Annotated in this window: 24 protein-coding genes and 2 tRNA genes; 14 read left to right on the top strand and 12 right to left on the bottom strand. The window is 54.5% G+C overall.

Features of this window, described 5'->3' with window-relative positions:
* The 5 genes from mnmG to JN414_RS04355 all read left to right on the top strand — a co-directional run bounded on the left by mnmG (position 1) and on the right by JN414_RS04355 (position 4,305).
* Positions 1-1,857: a tRNA uridine-5-carboxymethylaminomethyl(34) synthesis enzyme MnmG gene (mnmG, locus tag JN414_RS04335; RefSeq protein WP_202206867.1), complete on the top strand. Its 1,857-nt coding sequence runs from the start codon at positions 1-3 to the stop codon at positions 1,855-1,857.
* A complete protein-coding gene (gene rsmG / locus JN414_RS04340) occupies positions 1,854-2,435 on the top strand; it encodes a 16S rRNA (guanine(527)-N(7))-methyltransferase RsmG (protein WP_046900403.1) in 582 nt (193 codons plus the stop codon). The genes mnmG and rsmG overlap by 4 nt, the downstream gene beginning before the upstream one ends.
* On the top strand, positions 2,425-3,225 hold the full coding sequence (locus JN414_RS04345; RefSeq protein WP_046900404.1) for a ParA family protein: 801 nt from the start codon (positions 2,425-2,427) through the stop codon (positions 3,223-3,225). The genes rsmG and JN414_RS04345 overlap by 11 nt, the downstream gene beginning before the upstream one ends.
* Positions 3,226-3,231: 6 nt before the next feature.
* On the top strand, positions 3,232-4,110 hold the full coding sequence (locus JN414_RS04350) for a ParB/RepB/Spo0J family partition protein (protein ID WP_202206868.1): 879 nt from the start codon (positions 3,232-3,234) through the stop codon (positions 4,108-4,110).
* A 119-nt stretch (positions 4,111-4,229) separates the two neighbouring features.
* Positions 4,230-4,305 (top strand) — tRNA-Lys (locus tag JN414_RS04355).
* 390 nt (positions 4,306-4,695) lie between these two features.
* On the opposite strand, the gene JN414_RS04360 is transcribed toward JN414_RS04355, so the two are convergent.
* Entirely contained in the window at positions 4,696-5,385 is a 690-nt protein-coding gene (locus tag JN414_RS04360) for a histidine phosphatase family protein (RefSeq protein WP_202206869.1), read from the bottom strand.
* Positions 5,382-7,430, bottom strand: coding sequence for a hypothetical protein (locus JN414_RS04365; RefSeq protein WP_202206870.1), 2,049 nt, complete (start codon positions 7,428-7,430; stop codon positions 5,382-5,384). Before JN414_RS04365 ends, JN414_RS04360 begins: the two co-directional genes overlap by 4 nt.
* 189 nt (positions 7,431-7,619) lie before the next feature.
* Here JN414_RS04365 and rfbB point away from each other — a divergent pair, with 189 nt between their 5' ends.
* From rfbB to JN414_RS04390, 5 genes are all read left to right on the top strand, one after another.
* A complete protein-coding gene (gene rfbB / locus JN414_RS04370) occupies positions 7,620-8,675 on the top strand; it encodes a dTDP-glucose 4,6-dehydratase (protein WP_202206871.1) in 1,056 nt (351 codons plus the stop codon).
* A 20-nt stretch (positions 8,676-8,695) separates the two neighbouring features.
* Complete coding sequence (gene rfbA, locus JN414_RS04375) at positions 8,696-9,568, top strand: glucose-1-phosphate thymidylyltransferase RfbA (RefSeq protein ID WP_202207245.1); 873 nt, start codon at positions 8,696-8,698, stop codon at positions 9,566-9,568.
* A gap of 104 nt (positions 9,569-9,672) precedes the next feature.
* The gene (gene rfbC / locus JN414_RS04380) at positions 9,673-10,236 is read left to right on the top strand and encodes a dTDP-4-dehydrorhamnose 3,5-epimerase (protein WP_202206872.1); all 564 of its coding nucleotides are present in this window, start codon (positions 9,673-9,675) and stop codon (positions 10,234-10,236) included.
* Between the two features lie 8 nt (positions 10,237-10,244).
* Complete coding sequence (gene rfbD / locus JN414_RS04385) at positions 10,245-11,135, top strand: dTDP-4-dehydrorhamnose reductase (RefSeq protein ID WP_237389868.1); 891 nt, start codon at positions 10,245-10,247, stop codon at positions 11,133-11,135.
* Positions 11,136-11,205: 70 nt separating this feature from the next.
* A complete protein-coding gene (locus JN414_RS04390) occupies positions 11,206-12,216 on the top strand; it encodes a glycosyltransferase family 2 protein (RefSeq protein ID WP_237389869.1) in 1,011 nt (336 codons plus the stop codon).
* Here JN414_RS04390 and JN414_RS04395 read toward each other — a convergent pair.
* The 6 genes from JN414_RS04395 to JN414_RS04420 form a co-directional block, all read right to left on the bottom strand.
* Entirely contained in the window at positions 12,207-12,650 is a 444-nt protein-coding gene (locus JN414_RS04395; RefSeq protein WP_202206874.1) for an HIT family protein, read from the bottom strand. The two genes, JN414_RS04390 and JN414_RS04395, sit on opposite strands and share 10 nt — an antisense overlap.
* A 29-nt stretch (positions 12,651-12,679) precedes the next feature.
* The gene (locus JN414_RS04400; protein ID WP_202206875.1) at positions 12,680-14,167 is read right to left on the bottom strand and encodes a sugar porter family MFS transporter; all 1,488 of its coding nucleotides are present in this window, start codon (positions 14,165-14,167) and stop codon (positions 12,680-12,682) included.
* Between the two features lie 258 nt (positions 14,168-14,425).
* Complete coding sequence (locus JN414_RS04405; RefSeq protein ID WP_202206876.1) at positions 14,426-15,232, bottom strand: metal ABC transporter permease; 807 nt, start codon at positions 15,230-15,232, stop codon at positions 14,426-14,428.
* Positions 15,219-15,884, bottom strand: a complete 666-nt coding sequence (locus JN414_RS04410) for a metal ABC transporter ATP-binding protein (RefSeq protein WP_202206877.1) — start codon at positions 15,882-15,884, stop codon at positions 15,219-15,221. The genes JN414_RS04405 and JN414_RS04410 overlap by 14 nt, the downstream gene beginning before the upstream one ends.
* Positions 15,868-16,722, bottom strand: a complete 855-nt coding sequence (locus JN414_RS04415) for a metal ABC transporter solute-binding protein, Zn/Mn family (protein WP_202206878.1) — start codon at positions 16,720-16,722, stop codon at positions 15,868-15,870. The genes JN414_RS04410 and JN414_RS04415 overlap by 17 nt, the downstream gene beginning before the upstream one ends.
* 57 nt (positions 16,723-16,779) lie before the next feature.
* Positions 16,780-17,196: a lytic transglycosylase domain-containing protein gene (locus tag JN414_RS04420; RefSeq protein WP_202206879.1), complete on the bottom strand. Its 417-nt coding sequence runs from the start codon at positions 17,194-17,196 to the stop codon at positions 16,780-16,782.
* Positions 17,197-17,295: 99 nt separating this feature from the next.
* Here JN414_RS04420 and JN414_RS04425 point away from each other — a divergent pair, with 99 nt between their 5' ends.
* Positions 17,296-17,781 carry an aminoacyl-tRNA deacylase gene (locus JN414_RS04425; protein ID WP_202206880.1) on the top strand — a complete coding sequence of 162 codons (486 nt, stop codon included), beginning with the start codon at positions 17,296-17,298 and terminating at the stop codon, positions 17,779-17,781.
* A 118-nt stretch (positions 17,782-17,899) separates the two neighbouring features.
* Here the strand turns inward: JN414_RS04425 and JN414_RS04430 are convergent.
* Together JN414_RS04430 and JN414_RS04435 are read right to left on the bottom strand one after the other, a co-directional pair.
* Positions 17,900-17,975: transfer RNA gene (locus tag JN414_RS04430), tRNA-Ala, on the bottom strand.
* A gap of 91 nt (positions 17,976-18,066) precedes the next feature.
* Positions 18,067-18,678, bottom strand: a complete 612-nt coding sequence (locus JN414_RS04435) for a Maf family protein (RefSeq protein ID WP_202206881.1) — start codon at positions 18,676-18,678, stop codon at positions 18,067-18,069.
* A gap of 353 nt (positions 18,679-19,031) precedes the next feature.
* Here JN414_RS04435 and hemE point away from each other — a divergent pair, with 353 nt between their 5' ends.
* The 3 genes from hemE to hemJ are packed head-to-tail and all read left to right on the top strand — an operon-like array spanning position 19,032 to position 21,225.
* Positions 19,032-20,081 carry a uroporphyrinogen decarboxylase gene (gene hemE, locus JN414_RS04440; protein WP_202206882.1) on the top strand — a complete coding sequence of 350 codons (1,050 nt, stop codon included), beginning with the start codon at positions 19,032-19,034 and terminating at the stop codon, positions 20,079-20,081.
* Positions 20,078-20,782 (top strand): HAD family phosphatase, encoded by a 705-nt coding sequence (locus tag JN414_RS04445; protein WP_202206883.1) that lies wholly within the window; start codon positions 20,078-20,080, stop codon positions 20,780-20,782. The genes hemE and JN414_RS04445 overlap by 4 nt, the downstream gene beginning before the upstream one ends.
* Positions 20,782-21,225, top strand: coding sequence for a protoporphyrinogen oxidase HemJ (hemJ, locus tag JN414_RS04450; protein ID WP_373687830.1), 444 nt, complete (start codon positions 20,782-20,784; stop codon positions 21,223-21,225). The genes JN414_RS04445 and hemJ overlap by 1 nt, the downstream gene beginning before the upstream one ends.
* 26 nt (positions 21,226-21,251) lie before the next feature.
* On the opposite strand, the gene JN414_RS04455 is transcribed toward hemJ, so the two are convergent.
* On the bottom strand, positions 21,252-22,223 hold the full coding sequence (locus JN414_RS04455) for an SDR family oxidoreductase (RefSeq protein WP_202206884.1): 972 nt from the start codon (positions 22,221-22,223) through the stop codon (positions 21,252-21,254).
* The gene (locus tag JN414_RS04460) at positions 22,223-22,825 is read right to left on the bottom strand and encodes a DedA family protein (protein ID WP_202207248.1); all 603 of its coding nucleotides are present in this window, start codon (positions 22,823-22,825) and stop codon (positions 22,223-22,225) included. The genes JN414_RS04455 and JN414_RS04460 overlap by 1 nt, the downstream gene beginning before the upstream one ends.
* Positions 22,826-22,912: the final 87 nt, after the last annotated feature.

Raw genomic sequence — 22,912 nt, forward strand, 5'->3', positions numbered from 1 at the left:
TTGAGCGATTTCGATGTCATCGTGATCGGCGGCGGCCATGCTGGTTGTGAAGCAGCAGCAGCGTCAGCGCGCTTTGGGGCCAAGACGCTCTTGCTGACGCACAAGCTCGAAACCATCGGGGCTATGTCTTGCAACCCAGCCATCGGCGGCATCGGCAAGGGACATCTCGTGCGTGAGATTGATGCACTGGATGGCCTGATGGGCAAAGCCGCTGATCGCGCTGGCATCCATTTCAAGCTGCTCAATCGCTCCAAGGGACCGGCTGTCCATGGCCCGCGCGCGCAGGCAGATCGCTCCCTTTACAGAACGGCCATTCAAACCCTTCTGGCAGAAACACCTAATCTGACGATCATGGCTGGAGCTGTTGGAGATCTGATTGAAGAGAACGGGCATATTCGTGGTGTGATCTGCGAAGATGGTCGGTCTTTCCGCTGTGGCGCCGTGGTGCTCACGACGGGCACGTTCCTACGCGGTGTCATCCATGTCGGCCACGAACAGCAGCTTGCGGGGCGCATCGGTGAAGCGCCCGCTACCAAGCTGGGAGAACGGTTGGAAGCTCTGAAGCTTCGTATGGGCCGCCTCAAGACTGGCACACCACCACGCATCGCCCGCGACAGCATTGACTGGGAGAGCCTGCCTGAAGATCGGGGTGATGAAGTTCCAGAGCCGTTCAGCCCTTTGACGGGCAGCATCACCAACGCCCAGGTCTCATGCCGGATCAGCCAGACCACGCCGGAAACGCACCGGATCATTAACGAGAACCTGCACCGTTCAGCCATGTATGGTGGTGCGATTGCAGGCCGTGGGCCACGCTATTGCCCGTCTATTGAGGACAAGGTTGTCCGTTTCGCAGAGCGGTCTTCCCATCAGGTTTTTCTTGAGCCCGAAGCGCTCTCTGGAAATCCCGGGGGTGATCTTGTTTACCCGAACGGTATCAGCACCAGCCTTCCCGCTGATGTTCAGGCCCTCATGATCGCTTCGATGCCAGGGCTGGAAAAAGCGCGGATCGTCACAGCCGGATACGCTGTGGAGTATGATTACGTCGACCCGCGAGAACTGATGCCCTCACTTCAGTTGCGCAGCCTGCCTGGCCTCTACCTGGCGGGGCAGATCAACGGTACGACAGGCTATGAGGAAGCGGGCGCTCAGGGCCTTCTTGCTGGCCTGAATGCCGCTCGCGCGACCGCCGGAAACGATCCGCTCATTCTGGATCGGAGCGATGCTTATCTGGGTGTCATGATCGACGACCTGACATTGCACGGCATCAGCGAGCCCTACCGCATGTTCACGTCACGGGCCGAGTATCGCTTAAGCCTCCGGGCTGACAATGCAGACCTAAGACTTACGCCAAAAGGCATGGACGCTGGCTGCATTCTATCTGAACGCGCTGAAGCCTTTACCGACATGAAAACCCAGATTGACGCAGCCATGGCACTGGCAGCATCGACGACCTTCCTGCCCCAAGCCCTCAAGGACGTCGGGTTTGAGGTCTCTCTGGATGGGCGACGACGCAGCGTTCTGGATGTTCTGGCCAGCAACGGCGATCATTCGAAGGTATTGGATCTAGCGCCATGGTTTGGTGCCCTGCCTCTCCGTATCCGCCGCCATGTGGAAACGGAAGCTCGCTACGGCGGCTATCTCCAGCGGCAGGATCGCGAGATCAAGCAGCTTGCATCTGAAAGCGCCATCGCTCTTCCGGACAATCTGGATTACAACGCTATCGGCGGCCTGAGCAGTGAGATGCGTGAGCGTTTTACTCAGGCACGACCAACCAGCTTTGCAGCTGCGCAACGTGTGCGAGGTGTAACCCCCGCTGCGCTGGTTGCCCTGCTGGCCCATGTAAGGACCCTGTCATGACCACCGTTTCACGTGAAACGCAGGAGAGACTGGAACGCTTCGCAGACCTGCTCGTGCAATGGAATGCGAAGATCAATCTGGTCAGCCCAAAAGATCTGGGCCAATTGTGGCCACGCCATATTCAGGACAGCCTGCAACTCGCAGACATGATTCCTGCCGGTGCAACCATTACTGATCTGGGCTCAGGCGGAGGCTTTCCTGGCCTTATTCTGGCAATCGCAACAGATAATCCTGTGACGTTAATTGAGTCCGATCAGCGGAAATGTGCCTTCCTCCGGGAAGCTGGTCGCATCTGCGGAGCCAAAGTCACGGTCATTCCGAAGCGCATTGAAGCAGCAACCCCGCCAGAAGCCGACATCATTACAGCCCGTGCGCTGGCCCCGCTGGTCAAACTGCTCGGATGGGCGCGTCCTTTGCTGAAAGAAAACGGATTTTGTCTGTTTCTCAAAGGCATAAAGGCGCAGGATGAGTTGACCGAGGCAAGCCGTGACTGGCACATGACATCTACCATTCTTCCCAGCCGCACCGACCCCGGCGGAGCCATTATCAAGGTCAGTGATTTCAAGCGTGTCGTCTAATTCCGTATCCCCCACCACTCGCATCATTGCCGTCACCAACCAGAAGGGTGGTGTTGGCAAAACCACGACCACAATCAATCTAGCTGCTGCGCTGGCACGGAAACAGCGCGTCCTGCTCGTTGATCTGGACCCTCAAGGCAATGCCTCGACCGGGTTGGGCATTGAGTATGATCAGCGGAATATTGGCACGTATGCCGCCCTGATGCAGGAAGCAGAGCCACACGCTCTCGCACAGCCGACAGAGTTCGAAAATCTTTCGATTATCACCGCCAATAATGAGCTGGCTGGTGCTGAACTTGAGATGATCGCAGATGAGCGTCGTGAATATCGTCTAAGGGATGCTCTGCGCTCCCTTGAAGGCGACTACGATACCATCCTGATCGATTGCCCGCCCAGCCTTGGCCTTCTCACGCTCAATGCCCTCGTCGCTGCAGACAGCGTTCTCGTGCCGCTACAGTGTGAGTTCTTTGCGCTGGAAGGGATCAGTCAGCTTGTGCGCACCATTGACCGTGTGCGTCGTGCCTTCAATGCAGATCTGCATCTCGAAGGCATTGTGCTGACCATGTACGATCGGCGGAACAACCTTTCAGAACTCGTGGCACAGGATGCACGAGGTTTCTTTGGTGAGCAGGTTCTCGAAACGCTAATCCCGAGAAATATTCGTATTTCCGAAGCCCAGAGTCATGGCAGCCCGGTGCTGAACTATGATGCACGCTCCACAGGCGCAGTCGCCTATGTGGCACTGGCGGACGAACTTCTGAAGCGAACCGAGAACAGGACAAAGGCGTAAGCTGTGATGGCCAAAAAGGATACTTCTCCGCGCCTCGGTCGTGGTCTTGCCGCCCTTCTGGGCGATCAGGCTCCCCAGCTGGCCCGTGCTACGCGCGCCAATGCGCCTGTTCAGCAGCATACGTCCCTGCCTGTTGATGTGCTGGAGCCCAGCCCCTTTCAGCCCCGTCAGGACATGAACCCTGAGCGACTGGAAGAACTGGCCAATTCCATTCGGTCCCGCGGCGTTCTGCAGCCCCTCCTCGTCCGACCAGACCCGGCCAACCCTGAGCGATACCAGATCATCGCTGGCGAGCGGCGGTGGCGCGCCTCTCAGCTTGCCGGACTGCATAGTGTCCCCGTGCATGTGCGCCAGCTGGATGACACGGATGCCATGGCAGCCGCGCTTGTGGAAAACCTTCAGCGCGCCGATTTGAACCCGATCGAAGAAGCTGAAGGCCTTCAGCGGCTCATCACAGATTATACCCTGACGCAGGAAGAACTGGCCGGCGCCGTCGGAAAATCCCGACCTCACATCACCAATACCATGCGCTTGCTGAACCTGCCGCCAGAGATCCGGACCCATGTTCGCCGCGGTGAACTCTCAGCCGGACATGCCCGTGCCCTTCTGAGCCATCCAGACCCGATAGCTGCGGCCAAAACTGTTTTGGAAAAAGGACTGAATGTCCGCCAGACAGAAGCTCTTGTCGCTGAGAAATCAGAGAAGAAAGCCGTTCAGAAAAAGCGCCGGGACGCAGAGATTGTCCAGATTGAAGAAGATCTGGCTCTCCGGCTGGGACTTAAAGTCCACATCGCTTACGACGGAAAAAAGGGCGGCTCGCTAAAGATCGATTACCGATCTCTTGAACAGTTTGAGAGCCTCATGCGTCTTCTCAACCGGGAATAAGAGGCGGTTATCAAAGGGAGCCATCATTTTTTTGGATTTTATTCATTATAATCTGAAAAAACCCCTTGCAAGCATTCCCGCTTCCCCTTTATAAGGCGCCTCACCGGAAACGGAGCGACGGGCACATAGCTCAGTTGGTAGAGCAGCTGACTCTTAATCAGCGGGTCCAAGGTTCGAGCCCTTGTGTGCCCACCAAGCTCCGTTTCCGGTCTTACCCTTGAAAATATGCATCTCAAAGTATTTTATCTGGATTTTCAAATCTGGTTACTCTCGCTTTTAGAAAGCATTCGCTCGAACGTTTTCACAAAAATTAAAATAATAGCCCCTTAGAAGAGCTTTCTTTGGTGATAATGAAATATTCCTATCGTCTTTTTTGACGACAAAAAGACGATAGGAAAACGCTTTAAAGAATTTCTGCTCTGCCTTATTCGCAGTTCTGACATACAAGCTTCTGCAAGAATACCATTACGCATCCTATATTTTGGCTGCACTCGGCGGCTGCCTGATGCAATGGATCATGGATGTGACGCGCTCGCTTAAAGAAAAAGAATACCTGACCAAGACCTCCTCAGAGGCATCCCCGGTTTATCCCCGAAAATCTGGCAGTTCGTTAACAGCCACAACACGCCACAACCCATTGATACGCTCGATAATCGAAATCGACAGATTTTGAATAGTGAAGCGCAGAGCAATATCAGGGTGGATGGCAAGAGCGTGTGAAAGTGCCGCCCGGATCGCGCCACCGTGGCTCACAACAACCATATCCTGACCAGCATTTGCGTTGGCAAGATCTTCCAGGCCATGGGAGACGCGCGCACAAACATCCAGCATGCTTTCTCCGCCCGGCGGAAGCTCACTGGCTGACAAAGACCAGAATGGATTGGGCGGCAGCGTCAGCAGAGAGAGAAACTGATCGTGCGGCGTTCCGTGCCACTCTCCGATAGATTGCTCAATAAATCTTGGATCAACCGTGACGTCAGCGTGGGTAAACGCTCCTGCGCAGCGTATCTGTGCGGCAGTGTCACGTGCCCTTTGAAGCGGTGAGGTATACCAGACAGCATCAGACGGCAGACGTCTGGCCAAAGCAGCGTATCCACCCTGCTGGCTCGCCATCGCATCCATGCAAAGCGGAACGTCCATCGCGCCATACATGGTCTTGCGCGCACTCGCCTCTACAACGGCATGTCTGATCAGCCAGAAGCGGGTAATACCGCGTGGCAGTTCAGGCGTATCAAGAAAGTGTCCATGAGGGACGGCTTGGTCTGTCTGTGTCATGAGAGAGGCGCGTAACGGGGAACAGGGTTGGCGTCCAGAAGAACGTCCCAGTTTTCCAAAATGAGCTCAAGTTTGGCAAGCACCCGTTTCGCGTCTGCACACTCCCGCTGCAAGCGCTGCTTTTCATCCAGACCTTCGTGCGATGGCTCGCCTGAGACCAGACGCGCGCCGCCACACAATCTCAAAGCTCCGGCATGACCAGTCACCAAGGGATGTGGAACCGGAACAGGCTGGCCAAGAACACAGAGAAGTGCTGGCTCGCCCTCCCCTACCCATGGTGAAAGATCTGCATTGAGCCACCGATGCAACTTACGCGCATCTTCCAGTCCGAGAGGCGCATCCGGATTTTTGGGATCTTCCACCAGAAATGACAGAATGGTCGGCACAGCGTCCCACCGACCATCATCAGTAGGTTTCCCGACTGGCAGTAACGTGCAGGTAGGACTGGCCTCTACCAGCTTAACAGCCTCGGTCATGAAATCATTGAGTCTCTGGCGGATCAGGGAATCAGGAAGCGAGAAGAGCGCATCCATTTCAGCGAGAGCCGCATGCCAGCGTAGGGCCAGACCAATATTGTGACCATTATTCAACGCGTGCCTGTCAGCCTGCTCAGGCCACTCGTCCCGATTTCCATAAGACTTCAAGCCTTTGGGGAGCGAAAGCGATGACATCTTCTCCAGGATCACATCTGGCACCAGAAGTGCCCCACAGAACGGTGGTCCAGTAAAGAATTTTGACCCCGTGATCATAACCAGCAGACCATCTTTAACCCATTCTGAAACACGCGATGGGCTAAGGCGTGCCTGGCAGGCATCTACAACAACACTGAGATGCTCTCCCAATTCAGTCTGCAACTCTGCAACCGTTTCCATATCAGGTGCAGCAAGACCCGTTTTTGACTGATCCAAACGATGCAGCAGGACGTGTCGGCCAGCCTTCACTTCTCGTCGGGCCAACTCCCTACATTCCGCATTAATGTCTTCAAGCAGACGCGAGGTTCCATCCTCATTCCGAATGGGAACGCCAAACAGTTGTGTGTCTTCGGGGAATCCCTCAATCAGTTCCCCCTTTCCGACTGTCGTAGAGCATGCGCTATCACCCGCGAAGTGACGCCCACGAGCGGCCAAGGGCACCCCACTCCCTGTCTCATCAGGAGCCAGAAGAATGGAACTGACTGGTCGATCTGTTCCGGCCGCCACAAGAGCAAGCACAGCAAGTTCACAATCCGTGCCGGATGCGGACAGAAGAACGGCATCTTCCGGCAAACCATAATGCCGCCCGATACCTGCACGCGCACTTCTGACAATGCTTTCCTGCACGAGATCCGGGTCCTGCTTTGACAGGAGCGCATTCATCATCATGCAGCGCGCAAATTCAGCCCCCCCAAAACCTCGTTCTGACAAAGAGGATGCCGTGGAAGAACCAAACGTCACGGCCCATGGGCGTGGGCGATGAGAACAAGAATACTTGTTCAGGCCAGTTTCGGGGTCAACGGCCAGGCGAGAATCCCCGCCACTACTCATCAGTGTTTCTGCCGGGGCCATAACGTGCCACAGCCGCACAAGAACGGGTCTGAGGCGCTTTGCGTCATCTTCGGTGAATTCCGGAGGATTTGACAGGTGGTGCTTCAGGCTAGTCCAGAGTGCCAGAAGCGTTGTGCTGTCCGGAACGTCTCCCGCACAAAGAGCCAATTCCCGTGGAAGCGGATTGACCGCATTCGTATCGAGCGCATGAAACAGCGCTGCGACACGGGCAGCAGCAAAGCTCGCAAGACGGACATCTGCCCCATTATGCAGAAGTCGAAAGAGTTCAACAGCCTGGCGAAGAAATGTCGGCGCTAAACCGGGCGTCCGCAAACATGGTTCACCTAGTTTCAGACATGCTCGCCCCGTTACTGAACTTGGTTCAGACAGGAGATTCTCACCCAACTGAAAAGACTGCTCCAGCGAAATATCAAGCTCGGGCATAAGCCCTGCAGCCACGACCCGCAGATCCGGACGTTCCAAAACGTCTACAAGCGATCGGGTCAGTATATCAGCCAGCATACCTCTAATCTCCTGCCTAACAGGAATGTCTGGGTAGCTCATTACGGAACTCGGGGCGAGGCCTTAATGGTTACGGCAATTGGTTTCACTAAATATTACCACAAGCAAAATTTGCGCCTCTTGTACAACACTGTAAGATACTTCTTCGTGACGGGGCTGAAGCTCCTACCGTGATGTTAAGAGGTTGAAATGCGGATATTGTTGACAGGCGGTTGCGGCTTCATAGGTTCGGCCGTGGTGCGTCATATTATCAGGAACACTGAACACAGCGTTCTGAATGTGGACTGCATGACATATGCAGCGTCCGAAGACACCGTAGCCGAAGTCGCTTCTGATCCGCGTTATTCCCACGCACGGGCGAACATCGTAAATGGCGTTGAAATGCAACGCCTTTTTGAGGAATATCGCCCGGATGCCGTCATGCATCTGGCTGCTGAAAGCCATGTAGACCGCTCGATTGATGGTCCTGGCGTTTTCATCCAGACAAATATTGTCGGCACTTACTCTCTCCTGGAAGCTGCCCGGAAATACTGGAGCAATCTTGGAAATGATGAGAAAGCGGCTTTCCGCTTCCATCACATTTCAACGGATGAAGTGTTTGGCCATCTAGAGCCAAATGATCCGCCTTTCACCGAGACGACCCCTTACGATCCACGCAGCCCCTACTCCGCATCAAAAGCCTCTTCCGATCATCTGGTTCGTGCCTGGTATCATACCTACGGTCTGCCAACTTTCGTCACCAATACGACCAACAACTACGGCGTCTGGCACTTCCCGGAAAAGCTCATTCCGCTCGTGACCATCAATGCCATCGAAGGTCGTGAATTGCCGGTGTATGGCAAGGGTGAGAACATTCGCGACTGGCTGTTCGTTGAGGACCATGCTGAAGCTCTCGTTCGCGCTGTCGAAATTGGCAAGCCCGGTGAGACCTATGCCATCGGTGCCCGTCAGCCGCGCACGAACCTCGAAGTCGTCAAGAAGATCTGCGCCGTTCTGGATGAACTCCTGCCAGACCCGGAAGGCCCGCGTGAGCGTCTGATCCGTTATGTGACAGACCGTCCCGGCCATGATTTCCGCTATGAAATCGACCCGTCCCATGCCGAAAAGGAGCTGGACTGGAAAGCCAAGAACGATTTCGAAACTGGCATCCGCAAAACGGTTCAGTGGTATCTCGACAACCGTGACTGGTGGGAAGGAATCCGCTCCAAGCGTTATACGGGACAGCGACTGGGAACACGCGCATGAGCACGATCGAGACGAAGCCCATGAAGGGCATTATCCTGGCTGGCGGTTCGGGCACACGCCTGTATCCCATGACGCTTGCTTCCTCAAAGCAGCTCCTGCCGGTCTACGACAAACCGATGATCTATTATCCCCTTTCCACGCTGATGCTGGCGGGAATCCGGGATATCATGATCATCACGACCCCGCATGACATGCCGCAGTTCCAGCGTCTTCTGGGCGATGGATCACAGTTTGGCGTGAAGTTTGAATACCGGGTTCAGCCGTCCCCAGACGGTCTGGCACAGGCGTTTCTGATTGCCGAAGATTGGATCCAGGGCGCTCCTTGCGCACTCGCTCTCGGCGACAATCTGATCTTCTCCGAACATCTGGGTGTGCTGCTGCGCGCAGCATCGAACCGGCCGGAAGGCGCAACCGTCTTCGCCTATCAGGTCCGTGATCCTGAGCGCTATGGCGTGGTCTCGTTTGATGAAAGCGGCCGAGCTCTAAAAGTCGAAGAAAAACCAGCTCAACCGGAATCCCATTGGGCCGTCACAGGTCTGTATTTCTATGATCATCGCGTTGTGGATTTCGCCAAGAAGGTGAAACCCAGTCCCCGCGGCGAACTGGAAATTACCGATCTCAACCGTATGTATCTTGAAGAAGGTACTCTGCAGGTTGACCGCCTTGGTCGTGGCTGTGCCTGGCTTGATGCTGGTATGCCAGATAGCCTGATGCAGGCTGGAACCTTCGTTCAGACCATTCAGTCCCGTCAGGGCATGCTGGTTGGCTCACCTGCTGAAGTCGCGTTCCGCAACAAGTTCATCAACGCTGACCAGCTTCGTGCCCATGCAAAAAAAATGGGCAAAACAGAACTCGGCCGCCTTCTGCTTGAACTGGCAGACCACGCTTCCTGAACTGGATGTCCAAAACGCTGTCTGAATTTCCCAGACAGCGTTTTTTCTGTCCCCTTTCTGTTTTGTCTCCGCTCCCGGACATCGTTTATAAAAAGGAATTCGTCATGAAGGTTGAACGTCTCGCCATTCCAGACGTCATTCTCGTCACGCCGCCACGTTTTAGTGACAATCGGGGTTTCTTTTCGGAGACCTACAATCTCGATCGTATGACAGAAGCGGGTATCAACCTTCCGTTCGTTCAGGACAATCAAAGCCTGTCCTGCGAAAAAGGCGTTGTTCGTGGACTTCACTGCCAGCTTGCCCCCTATGAGCAGGGAAAGCTGGTTCGTGTAACACGTGGCGCGATCTGGGACGTCGCTGTGGATGCTCGCACAGGCTCACCAACATACGGTCAATGGGTGGCCGCTGAGCTTTCTGCTGAAAACTGGTCTCAGCTCTGGGTGCCGCCGGGCTTTCTGCATGGCTTCGTGACTCTCGAAGAGAACACGGAAGTTCAGTATAAGTGCACATCGCTTTACAGCAAGGTTTCCGAGCGGGCCGTCATCTGGAACTGTCTCGACCTGAACATTGATTGGCCCATTTCCGAAGAAGAAGCCGTCCTTTCCGACAAGGATAAGGTCGCTCCACACTTCTCCGCAGCCAAGGGCTGGTTCTCTTACGAAAAGTGAGTCGCATTATGTCCAGCACAGGTCCTATCCTTGTCACGGGCGGCAATGGCCAGCTTGCGACGTCTCTTGCGAACATCGGGGGTGATCAGATCATCCGTGTTGGGCGCCCGGAGTTCGACTTCGACAAACCGGAAACCATTTCCGCAGCGATTGAAAAATACCGCCCTGAAGCTGTCGTAAATGCAGCTGCCTGGACGGCCGTTGATCTGGCAGAAACGGAAACAGCTGGAGCCGAGCGCGCCAACTGCTCAGGCCCCAAGGCGCTCGCGGAAGCCTGCGCAAAGGCCGGCATTCCGTTCATCCATGTTTCAACGGACTATGTTTTTTCTGGTGACAAGGGATCTCCTTACACGGAAGAGGATCCTACAAGCCCTGAAACAGTCTATGGCAGCACCAAAGCTGACGGCGAACAGGCTGTTCTGGCGGCAAACCCGAAGAGCATCATTCTTCGGACCTCCTGGGTTTACTCCGCTCACGGCAAGAATTTCGTCAAGACCATGATCAATGCCGGCGCTAAAAATCCGGCGCTCAAGGTTGTTGGCGATCAAAGCGGCAACCCCACCAGTTCTGACGATCTGGCTGATGCTATTCTCGCTATTCTGGCCCTCATCAAAAAAGATGGCTGGAAGCCGGAATTTGGTGGCATCTATCACGCCAGCGGCACAGGCGAAACGACATGGCACGGTCTGGCTGTTGCCGCGCTCGAAGAAGCAGAAAAGCATGGTCAGACCATGCCAACAGTCAGTGCAATCCGGACGGAAGACTGGCCGACCCCTGCCAAGCGCCCGCAGGATTCCCGACTGGACTGCTCGAAACTGCATCGTATTTTCGGTGTTCGTCTGCCAGAATGGCGTGAGAGCGTGGCGCGGACAGTCCACCGGCTTTTCGCAGCAACCTGAGAATAAGGGGTCATCCCAGCAACCTTGCAGGATGACCCTAGTTTCCTGACCCGTTTCAACCAAGGATATTATGTCTTCTCCCCACTCCGGCATTCGCCGCTGGAATCCACAGATGATACGGGGAGGAGCAAGCCAGACCGCCGACAGGACAGACCGTGTCGCCATTCTACTGTCCTTGCATAACGGCGAAACCTATCTCAACGCTCAGCTCGACAGCATTCTCGCCCAGACCCACACGGATTGGGTCCTTTACTGGCGTGATGACGGATCAACTGATGCCTCCCGTGTGATCATGCTCTCATTTGAAGAGCATCGCGGTCACGGGCGTTGCATCGAAATTACATCCGTCATGGGCAATATGGGCGTAACGGGGTCTTATCTGCATCTTCTGGATTCCATTCCTCCAACGCCATTCGTAGCGTTCGCGGACCAGGATGACGTCTGGCAGCCCAAAAAGCTGGAATGGGCGCTGGAATGGCTCCAGAGACAGCCGCTCGATGTGCCCGCTTTATATTGTGCCCGTCAGTATCTGACAGATTCTTCGCTCAACGTGTTCAGTAAGTCGGCGTCCCTCAGCAGAACCCCTGACTTTGCATCCGCTCTGACGCAAAACATCGCAACCGGGCACACAGTTGTTATCAACGCAGCGACATATGAGCTTTTATATGAGCGACTACCTCCGCCCTTCATCCTGCATGACTGGTGGGCTTATCTCGTTACGATGGCCTCTGGCGGCAAAGTCTTTTTTGATGAGCGGTGTGTCAGCTATTACCGCCAGCACGCGCGCAACACCGTAGGAGCCAAACGCTCGCTTCTCAGCCGAGGCTTAAGTGCTCTCAGACGCGGACCCGGCGTCTTCATGACGATCTTTGAGTCCAATGTTCAGCATCTGCTCCATGAGCCAGATATCCTGACAGAAGACGCACAGACCCTTCTGTCAGAACTGGCCGGAGCCCGGACGTTAAGAGCCAGAATTAAAATCCTCTGGAGGCGAAGAGAACTTCAGCGCCAGACACGTTGTGAGACCGCTATTTTCCGTCTCTGGTTTCTTCTCGCGGGCCGACAGCCGACTCAAGGCTGAATATGTAGCTCGCGCCGCATGGCGTCCATGAAGGCCCCGTCATGCTCAGGACTGAACGGGCGCGCAGACGCATAATCATAAGCGATACTGGCTGCCTTGATGCGCAGGTCTTCAGGTTCTGAGGCATACCGCGGAACAATATGCGTATGAAGAGACGGTGCCAGATTGCACCATGTTTCGTAATTGATGCGGCTTGAAGCGGTAAGAGCCAGAAGAGCATCACCGACGGCAGCAACATCCAGAAGATATTGAATCCGCTCCTCACCTTTCAGGTCATTTAGGGAAGACACGACAGGATCAGCCAAGAGTTGGCAGTATCCTGCAAGCGGCTGCGTCTCACCGATCACCAGCCAACCAGATTTCATACGCCCAATGACAAACGGGTTGCTGCCACTTCGCGCGGCAACAACCCGTTTTGCAATAACATCCAACATGTATGTTTCCCTTCAAAAAGGGAAAGCTATCATGCAGCGGAGCGTGCGTCCTCTTCATCGTCTTCCGGCACAATGCGCTTGTTATCGCGAGTAGGCCGGAAACGGTTTTCCACCAGAGCGTCTTCAATATCTTCGAGAGAGGCACCTGATGTCTCTGGCACAAAGAAGAAGACAAAAATGACAGAAGCCAGATTGACGAAGGCGTAAAACCACATCGTCCATGTCAGACCAATTCCCTCTGCCATCGTAAGCGCTGTGCTGGTGACAAGCAGATCAGCCCCCCACAGAGTAGCTGCATGTAGCGAGGTTGCCTGACCACGCATGGACAGCGGGAACATTTCAGCGCCCAACAGCCAGCCACAGACCTGAATGCCACCAGAGTTGAACATCATGAACAACAGCAGGAACGCCACGATCAGATAAGACCCCGCGCTGCCTGCGGCCGGGTGAAGCATGAACATGATACCCAGACCAACCAGCGAGAGTGCAGCCCCCGGGCCCATGATCAGCATCAGGCGACGCCGACCGATCCGGTCTACGAAAAGACAGCCCAGAATGGTCATGATGCAATAAACGATCGCGACACCAAGCGAGGCCCAAAGCGCCGACGATGCGCCGAAACCAGCATCATTCAAAAATGTTGGGGCATAGTAGATCATCATCTCCAGGCCACCACACTGGGTGAAAAACGCCACGCCCAGTGCTGCGACCAGAGCCGGACGAACCCATGGCTGAAAAAGACCACACCACCCTCGGTTCTCCTGCTTGATACCCTCTGCATTCTCACGAATGGCTTCGACTTCCTTGCGAACAGCCCTTTTTGTGGTGCGGATACGGCTAAGATGAAGAATGGCATTCTTCATGCCTTCATTCTCAGCAGACCAGCGCGGGCTTTTCGGCATGAAGAACATGGATACGAAGACGAGGGCAGCCGGTATGGCGGCAATCCCCACCATAGGGCGCCAACCCCAGTTTGTGCGCTGGGTAAGACCGATAATGTTAGCAATCAGAATACCGAGACCGATGGCCACATTGAACATCGTCACCAGGCTTCCCCGCCGTTCTTGGGGAGCCAGTTCCGAAATATACATCGGCACAACCTGTGTGGAACCACCAACGGCAAGTCCAAGCACAAACCGTGCGGCAATGAGGCTCCATACATCCGGAGAGAAAGCACATGTTGTCGCGCCAAGGACAAAGACACCACTAACCAGACATGTTGTGGTGCGGCGCCCGAATTTCTCTGACAAAGATCCGGCTATAAAGGCTCCGAATACTGCGCCAAGGAGAATAGCCGAAGCTACACTTTCCTTCATTGTGGAGTTCAGATGAAAATCATCACCAATCAAAGGCAATGTGCCTGAGATGATGCCCGTGTCGTAACCGTAGAGACCACCACAGATTGCAGCAACCATAGCTGCAAGCATCAGGATCAATTTCGCGTTTGGTGAGACCTCAACCTGTGAGAGGTCTATCTGTTCACGAGCAGGTCGAGATGTTTTTGTATCATTTGGCATAATGACATTAACATATCGCAATCTATTCAGTTTTTCTGCATTTTTCTATTTTTTTGAAAATTAAGTGACTTTCCACTTATTCTAGCCATGAAAATCAGAACTCTATATGAATTCCAGGATTGCTCCGGAGGCCCTCGATGCTAACGCCTACACCTGATACCACCCGTGATGTCCCATACATCTCTGGCAGAGCCCTGATCATCATGCATATTGGTCTTGTGGCTTTTATCGTGCTTGTGTCCTCGTGTGCAGGAACACTCAACTAGCCTTGAAACGCGTCCAAACGTTCGCCAATCCGTAAAAAACTCCTGCTCCCAACCCAATCCAGAATGGAATAGGAATATCCGTTATCCAGGACAGCATCAGACCGCCCCAGGACAGGACAAGAGCGAGCAATACCGAAACCAGTAGTCCCATCGCCGGGCATAGCCCTAGCCTCAATGCCGTAGCCGCCGGGCCAATCATGAGACTGAAGGCCAGCAATGCGCCGGAGACCTCAGCACAGGCTGAACAGGCCAAAGCTGCTATAGCCATAAACCCCAGGGACGTCAGACGCACAGGAACACCACGCGCACGCGCTACTTCTGGCGTTAGGCTCGAAAACAGAAGCGGCCGCCCAAGAAAAACCAGCCCTGCCAGACAAAGAGCCGTCACTCCAGCCAGAATAAACAGCGTTAGAGTGTCAATTCCGAGCACATCCCCAAATAGCAGTGTCGTCGCCATGCTGGAGGCTCCGTTGGCCTCATGCAGGAACCAGGTGCCCACGCCAAGGCTGGCAGCAAGCACAAGGCCAATCGTGCTGTCTCTCTGAGGGGGAATTTTACCGCGTCCCTCACCTTCGCTTCCTATGGCAAGGCCTGCCAGAAGGCTGAAAGCAATCATCCCGAAGAGAGGCGAAACGCCAAGCCAGACTGCCCCTGCGGCTCCACTGAAGCCAATATGGGACAGAGCATGGGCGGCAAAAGCCTGTCGCCGCAGGCTCAGAAACCATCCCACAGTTCCTGCGAGAACAGAGACGAGCGTGCATCCCAGAAATGCATGCCGCATGAATTCAAATTCGAACATGCAACTCGCCATTTTCCAGAGCCAGAACGCGCGTTACCTTTCCTTCCAGCGCGGCAGTTTCATGAGATGTCATAAGGATTGAAACGCCAAGGGTCTGGGTGAGTGATACCAGCAGGGAAACAATCTGCTGCTGCGCGTCGTGATCCAGGGCGGCAAGGGGTTCGTCCAGAAGAAGCAGACCCGGTTGACCAGCAAGTGCCTGCGCCAGACAGACACGCTGTCGCTCTCCCCCTGACAGATGTCCCAGAGGCCGTTTTGAGAAAGAAAGTGCTCCAGTCAGGGCAAGAAGCCTCTCGGCCTCCCTTTTTCTTTGACCAAAACGAATAGGCACACCCCAGCGCGCACCATCCATGGCAGCCATCACATGACTGATCGCCGGGATCATGAGAGCCGCATCGCTCAAGCCCTGCGGCATGTATCCAATGCGTTCACAGGTCATTCCGGGTGGGAGGCCATCAATCAGGATCTGTCCTTTTTCGGGCCTTACAAGATCCAGACAGGCCCGCAGAACAGTCGATTTTCCTGCACCATTTCGGCCTGACAGAAGCGTAATGCCTTCAAGAGGTACGGTCAGGGAAACCTGATTTAAAACACGTGTCTGGCCTGCACAGAGGGTAACATTCTCAAGAACAAGGTTATCGGGACTGGCCATCAAGTGCCTGCTGAACGGACTGAAGGATCGACGAGACCCAGTCTTGCCATTGCTGGCTGACAGGGAGCGTCTCTCCTATCATAACCAGCGGCAGACCGCTGCCCCTAGCCCGCTCTATCATACGGTCAATCTGTGGAGACCTGACGGCAGGATTGACGATCAGAAATCTGATCTGTCTGCTATCGATTGCAGTTTCCAGTTGAGCCACATCGCGCGGAGACGGTTCGCTATGATGCATGATCGACAGGGCAAACCCGGGGTCAATGATCCTGAGTCCCATCGTCTGGATCAGATCAGCTCCCACCGGTTCCATGACACCGATGATAGTCCCGTCGTGTTTCTGCCTGATGGCCGCTGTCTGGCCAGACAAAGCATCAACCTGTGTCAGAAAGCTTGTGAGGCGACTGCGAATATCCGTCTGATCCAGGCCTCGCGCTATAAACGCGTCCGCCACGGCTGACGCCACCTTACGCACGGCGCTCAGATCGAGGAACAGATGCGGATTATCCCCTGCGCGCCATCCCGCTTCTTCGGCCGCAATAATTCGTGTTGCTGATGAAGGAGAAAAATGGACTGCCCAGTCATCGTAGGTCGCGCCATTCAGAACGATGACGCTGGCATGAGCCATGTTCCGCGCCATGGACGGCGTTGGCGTCAATTCATGTGGATCGATGCCCGGAGTTGAAATTAATGACTGTGTCTGGACGGCTGGTCCACCAATCTGCGCTGCAATATTACACCAAGCTGCCTCAACGCAGACCACAGGCAGCGGAGCAGCATATGCAAAAGGCGCAGTCAGAAGCGAACCAGCCAGAAACAGGGTTCGGACACAGCGCATGAGTTTCCCCGGACGGATGGAAAGGAAAAACGTTATAAGATAACATTCTTCCTTTGGCTATCCTCTGGACGGCGGCCTTACGTAAAGTTCGGTTGCTGCGGCAAGAACCTTACGCTGATACGCCATATTCAATGGCACGGTCCGCGAATGGTAATCTCCAATGGCGCGCATGAGATTCCCGTGTTCATTATCCAGAGCGGTGCGAAGGATCATCGCAGCGGCAGCAACATTGAAACAAGGCTCAAGGGCCAGTCGCGTTGCAATCTGGGCAGGGCTCTGGTGCAGCATGGATGAAATAGGAAGGATCCACCGCGAATTGATCTGCATGAGACCAATATCCACTGATCCATCCTTATTCTGGCTAACCTTGCCCATCACTCCACCCTCAACCCGCTGGATTGCGGGAAGAACACGGGGAGGAATGCGATAATGCAAAGCCGAAGCAAACATACAGGCTAGGAAACCAGCGGCCATGAAACCCTGTCATCTTTATTAAAGAAGCTCATAGTCTAGCATCCTCTGACCCTACCTGCCATCCTGACATGACAAGCCGAGAGAATAAGAGCAACAGGAATGAATACACAGGACACTTCCGCAACCCTGACCTTGGATGCTCTGTCCATACCCTATCAGCGTCGCATTTATGACTATGATCCATCCGCGGGGAAACTGGGTATTGCCGCCGCCAAAGCCCTTGGTCTTTCCCCGGATCATGTTCTCAAAACCCTGATGGTTCAGATTGATGGTCGCCCTGCCTGTGTTGTCCTGCCCGCTGATAGAGAGCTGGATTTTACACGTGTTGCGGCGGCATTCGGAGGACGAAAGGCTAAAATGCTGTCCCGCCCAGAGGCAGAACAGCGGACAGGGTACAAAATTGGTGGTGTCAGTCCGTTCGGCCAGCGCAGTATTGTACCAACAGCTTTTGATCAAAGTGCAATGGATGGACCGCCCATCGTCATCAATGGCGGAGACCGGGGCCTTCTTCTGGAACTTGGACCTCAGGATGCTCTCATAGCGACGAACGGTCTGATTGCAGACCTCGTTCGCCCACTGCCCTGAATTTGGACACAGACCTGATCCTTCATATTGAAAGGGTAAGGTCTGATCCGGCAATACGCACTTCGTGTGTAGAAACACAAAAATCGCAGAGCATAATTTCAGATTTTTTGGGAGAAACTGGTGGAGCCAATCGGGATCGAACCGACGACCTCCTGAATGCCATTCAGGCGCTCTCCCAACTGAGCTATGGCCCCACGTGTTTCATCTACAGCCCCTTTGGGGTGGAGCCGGATGAGCGCGGTATATAAGGATGTTTTCATCGTGACAAGCCATAAAAACACTTTTTCAGGCTAGAATCACGTTCTCCTGACGCAGCTTCTCAAGAAGCGAAAGCCGTGGAAGCCCAAGGATAGCATCCTGATCGCCCGAAATTTTGGAAAAGAGCTGAATACCCAAGCCTTCCAGCCGATAAGCCCCTACGCAGGACAGTATCCTGTCTCCCTCTTCCTTTAGATAGAGCTCCAGAAATTCATCGGAAAAGGCGCGCATCGTCATTTGAGGAGTAGCGAGTGTCTCCCAGATTTTCTGTGTCCCCCGATACAAAACAACAGCCGTCTGAAGAATATGCGTGCGGTTTCGAAGGCATTTAAGATGCGTCTTTGCCTCATTGAGATCCTCCGGTTTCGCAAAGGCTGTTCCGTCCAGATCGAGGATCTGGTCAGCAGCGATAATCAGACTGGTGTCAGACGATACATCGGCCGCAAGCCTCGCTTTGGCATCCGCGAGAGCCAAAGCCGTGTCTCCCAGAGATTTTCCTTCACTTTCACACTGCTGGCGCAAAGCCTCTTCATCCAGATCTACCGGTCGAACCTGAATGATCAGACCACTCTCTTCCAGAAGTACTCGCCGGGCACTCGAGCCACTTGCGAGGATTATGGAATTATTGAGCAAGGTCATAAGATGCGACTCCAAACTATCGACGGCGAGCACGAGTACCAGTACTGCGTATGACCCGGTGAAAAGATTGTGTCAGTACTGGGGTACATGGGGACAGTACTTGAAGTTTGCGGGAAAGTACCGAGTACCGTGGATTGTTGGGTACGCCCCCAAATTTTGGGGGTTGTACACAGGGGGTCTGTGAGCAAATCGGGATAGAATCCTGCACCCCCTTGTCCACTGCGGGTTTTGCAGTTGTACACAGTGTGAGTAAGACGGGGTACATTTTTAGAGAGCCGGGTACCCCGGTATCCACAGGGATCATCCTATCCTCCAGGATTTCTTTCTTATTTCTTTCATGGTTAGTGAGCGGCATGAATTCGGAAAACGCACCCCTCTCCCCATCCTCGAAACCGCTCCTGAGAGCTCTCAAGGGTGAAGCTGTCTGGCCCCCGCCGGTCTGGCTCATGCGGCAAGCAGGGCGTTACCTTCCCGAATTTCGTGCCATGCGTGACAAGGCCGACTTCCTGACGCGCTGCATGACTCCGGACATGGCTGAAGAACTGACCCTGCAGCCGATCCGCAGGTATGGAATGGACGGAGCAATTCTGTTCTCGGACATTCTCATTCTGCCCTGGGCAATGGGTCAGTCTCTTGAATTCATTGATGGTCGGGGCCCGGTTCTTGGCGCCATCCGTTCTCAGGCAGATCTGGAAAAACTTGATCCCAAGCGTGTACAGGAAGCCACGGCGCCTGTGCGGGAGACACTGTCGCGACTGAGTAAATCGCTCCCAGATGTCACGACATTGCTCGGCTTTGCTGGTAGCCCCTTTACGGTCGCCTGTTACATGGTTGAGGGCGGCGGATCGCGGGATTTCGCCAATACCCGCAAAATGATGCAAACTGATCCAGCGCTGTTTGACCGTCTGATTGAAACTCTGACGATCAGCACGGCAGAGATGCTTTGCGGCCAGATTGAAGCCGGGGCCGAAGCTGTCATGCTCTTCGATTCCTGGGCTGGAATTCTTCCTCCCAATGCGTTCCGTCGGTATGTGATCGAACCCACCCGGCAGATCGTGCGTCATATCCGGGAGAAGCATCCGGGAACGCCGATTATCGGTTTTCCGCGCCTCGGAGGGATCATGATACGCGAATACGCAGAAAAGACCGGGATCAATACGCTGGCGCTCGATACAGTGGCTGATCCGGCGCAGATTGCGGAGCTGGTACCAAACGTGACGCTGCAAGGAAACATGGACCCGATGGTCCTGTTTTCTGGCGGTGAGGCCATGGTGCGTGAGGCTCAGGGTATCCGGGATGCGCTTCGCGGACGTTCTCATGTTTTTAATCTGGGACACGGCGTCATGCAGCACACGCCCCCTGAAAATATCGGTGCTCTGGTTGAAGCGGTGCGCGCAATATGACCACGGCTCTGGATGCAGCAGGCCAGCTGAAACTGGTCATCTTCGACTGTGACGGCGTACTCGTGGACAGTGAGCGTGCGTCCTGTCGGGCCACAGCAGAATTCGCTCGGTCGCTTGGTCTCAAGATTTCAGACGATGAGGCTCATGACAGGTTTTCAGGTAAGGCACTCTCTCAGGTCGTGAAAGAATTAGAGCATGAAACGGGACATGCTCTTCCTAAAAATACGGCACTCAAAATGAGGGAAAATCTTGTACGCCTGATGCAAAAAATGGCAGAACCTGTAGAGGGTGCGCCAGAAATGCTGCAGGGAATACGTGGTTTACAACTGCCGTTTCGTGTTGGTTCGAACTCATCTGTCGTAGAGATGGACGCCAAGTTTGAACGGACGCAGATGACCACGTTTTTCGCGAAAAACCGGGTCCATTCAGCAAATGACATGGATGAGCCGAAGCCGTCTCCTGAGGTTTATCTGTACGCTGCAAAAGCAGAAGGTGTTCTGCCAGAAAGCTGTGTTGTGATTGAGGATAGTGACACGGGTGCTGAAGCCGCCCGGCGTGCTGGTATGAGTTGTGTGCTTCTTCGTTCAGAAGACCTCCCTCTGCCGGCATTTTGGCCAACGCCAGGCTTCGTCAGGATCGGTCATCTCTCCGAACTGGTACCGCTGCTTCGCAAGACACTTCAAAGCCAGAAAGAGAACTGATGGACTTTGTTGTTGATCACCTGAGCTGGTTCCTGTCCCTCCATATCATGGCCTTCACAGCCTGGATGGCGGGGACATTCTATCTGCCACGCCTTTACGTGTACCATACCCAGACAACGCCTGGTACTGCGGAGAGCGAACGTTTCAAAATCATGGAGCGCAAGCTTCTCCGTCAGATCATGACGCCTGCGATGATTGTTACCGTGCTCGTGGGGGGCATGATGTCGTCGGTGCCGGGTCTGGTGGACTGGAACAGCGGCTGGTGGTGGACAAAAGTGATCTGCGTTCTCGGCCTCATGGGGTTTCATGGGGCATGCAGCAAATGGCGTCGTCTGTTCGCAGAAGACCGTAATCCGTATTCCGAGAAATATTACCGGATCGCAAATGAGGTACCGACCATTCTCATGGTGATCATTGTCATCATGATCATGGTTCGGCCCTGAGACACGTCGCCTGTACAGATACGGCCTTAGAGAAGGCCGTATTTGACGCCAGTCATTTCTTCAGAAATTGCCCAGAGGCGTTTTGCAAGCGTATGGTCTGACGCAGCCTCTGGCAGCCCGGCGTCACCCGGGAGACCGGTTCTTTCTCCCTTGCCCAGAGGCCCATAATAACCTCCGTCCTGCGCTTCAGGAGATGCCAGAGCATAGAGAAGCGGCCAAGCCCCCTCCTCCACTGTCTGTCCCATCATATGAAACACAGGGCCGGCGAAGCTTCGGGCAATTTTACGACCCCAGCGACCAATCGGTGTACCATTCCGATCAAGCGAGCCGTTATTGGAGACAATATCGCTTGCTGCCCAGCCGGGATGAGCAGCCCGTGAATGAATGGGCCAAGGAGCTTTCTTGGCCCGACGGTCTAGTTCCAGAGCAAAGAGCAGATTTGAAAGTTTACTCTGCCGGTAACGTGCCATCGGATTGTAGCGGTGCCGGGCATTCAGATCACCAAACGGAATTTCACCCTTCAGGGCAGCAAGAGACGCGACAGTCATGATTGTCGCATTGCCCGCGGCTAATAGAGGGAGCAGCCGTCCGGTCAGAGCAAAGTGACCAAGGTGGTTGGTACCAAACTGAAGTTCAAACCCGTCTTTCGTGGTGAGCCGGGATGCAGGGCCCATGATGCCAGCATTATTGGCAAGAAGCTGAATGGGGCGTCCCTGCTCGCGCAAAGCGGTGGCAAAAGCTGCAATAGATGCCAGTGAGGCAAGATCCAGCACTTCAAAGCGGCCCTGCACACTTGGAACACGTTCATACAGGCGGTTAAGAGCCGCCCTGCCCTTCTCCAGGTTACGCCCACTTAGAATGATGGAAGCGCCACGTGCAGCCAGTCCACAGGCAATTTCGAAACCCAGACCGCCTGTAGAGCCCGTAATGAGCGCAGTCTGACCATCCAGACGGTTCAGATTATCAAGAGACCAGCTGGTCTGGGAAAGACGGGTCATTAGTGTTGTCCTTTTTCGTGGGCTCCGGCGGCTGAACGCTTTTCATCTTCTTCAGCCTGTTTGATGGCTTCTTCAGTCAGTCGTTTCTCGTTCTTTTTGAGAAAGAGAAACGCTCCTCCCAGACAGCAGGCTCCTACGACGGCCAGAGCAATTCCAACCGGCCCGGTGATCTTTTCGATCTGCTTACCGAGTTCATAAGTGATGAAGGCATAGCCCCCAGCCCAGAAGAGACCGCCCAGCGCGTTGAAAAAAAGAAACGAATGCCAGGGCATTCGGTTTGCTCCAGCCAGAAGAGCAACGAACACACGCAGAACAGCGACAAAGCGTCCGAGGAAGACAACAATCCCGCCGTGTTTGCGAAAAAGATAGCGGCCGAGCATCAGGCGCTCATCAGTCAAGCCGACTTTCTTGCCGTGTTTCTTCAGGATGCTGTAGCCAAAATGGTGGCCGAGCAGATACCCGAAATTATCGCCCATGATGGCGCCTGTCACAGCGGCAAGGGCAATCCATCGAATCTCTAGATGGTGCGTACTGCCTGCATAGAGGGACGCAGCGATGATGATGCTTTCCGCTGGCAGTGGCAGGCCCATGCTTTCCAGCATGACTGTCACGCCGATAACGCCGTAGCCATATTCCTGGAGCAGGTGATCGAGAAATTGCGTGAGATGAAACAGTGTCGTGATCCTGTG

It is taken from the genome of Gluconobacter sp. Gdi, from assembly GCF_014132155.1.
Lineage (GTDB): Bacteria > Pseudomonadota > Alphaproteobacteria > Acetobacterales > Acetobacteraceae > Gluconobacter.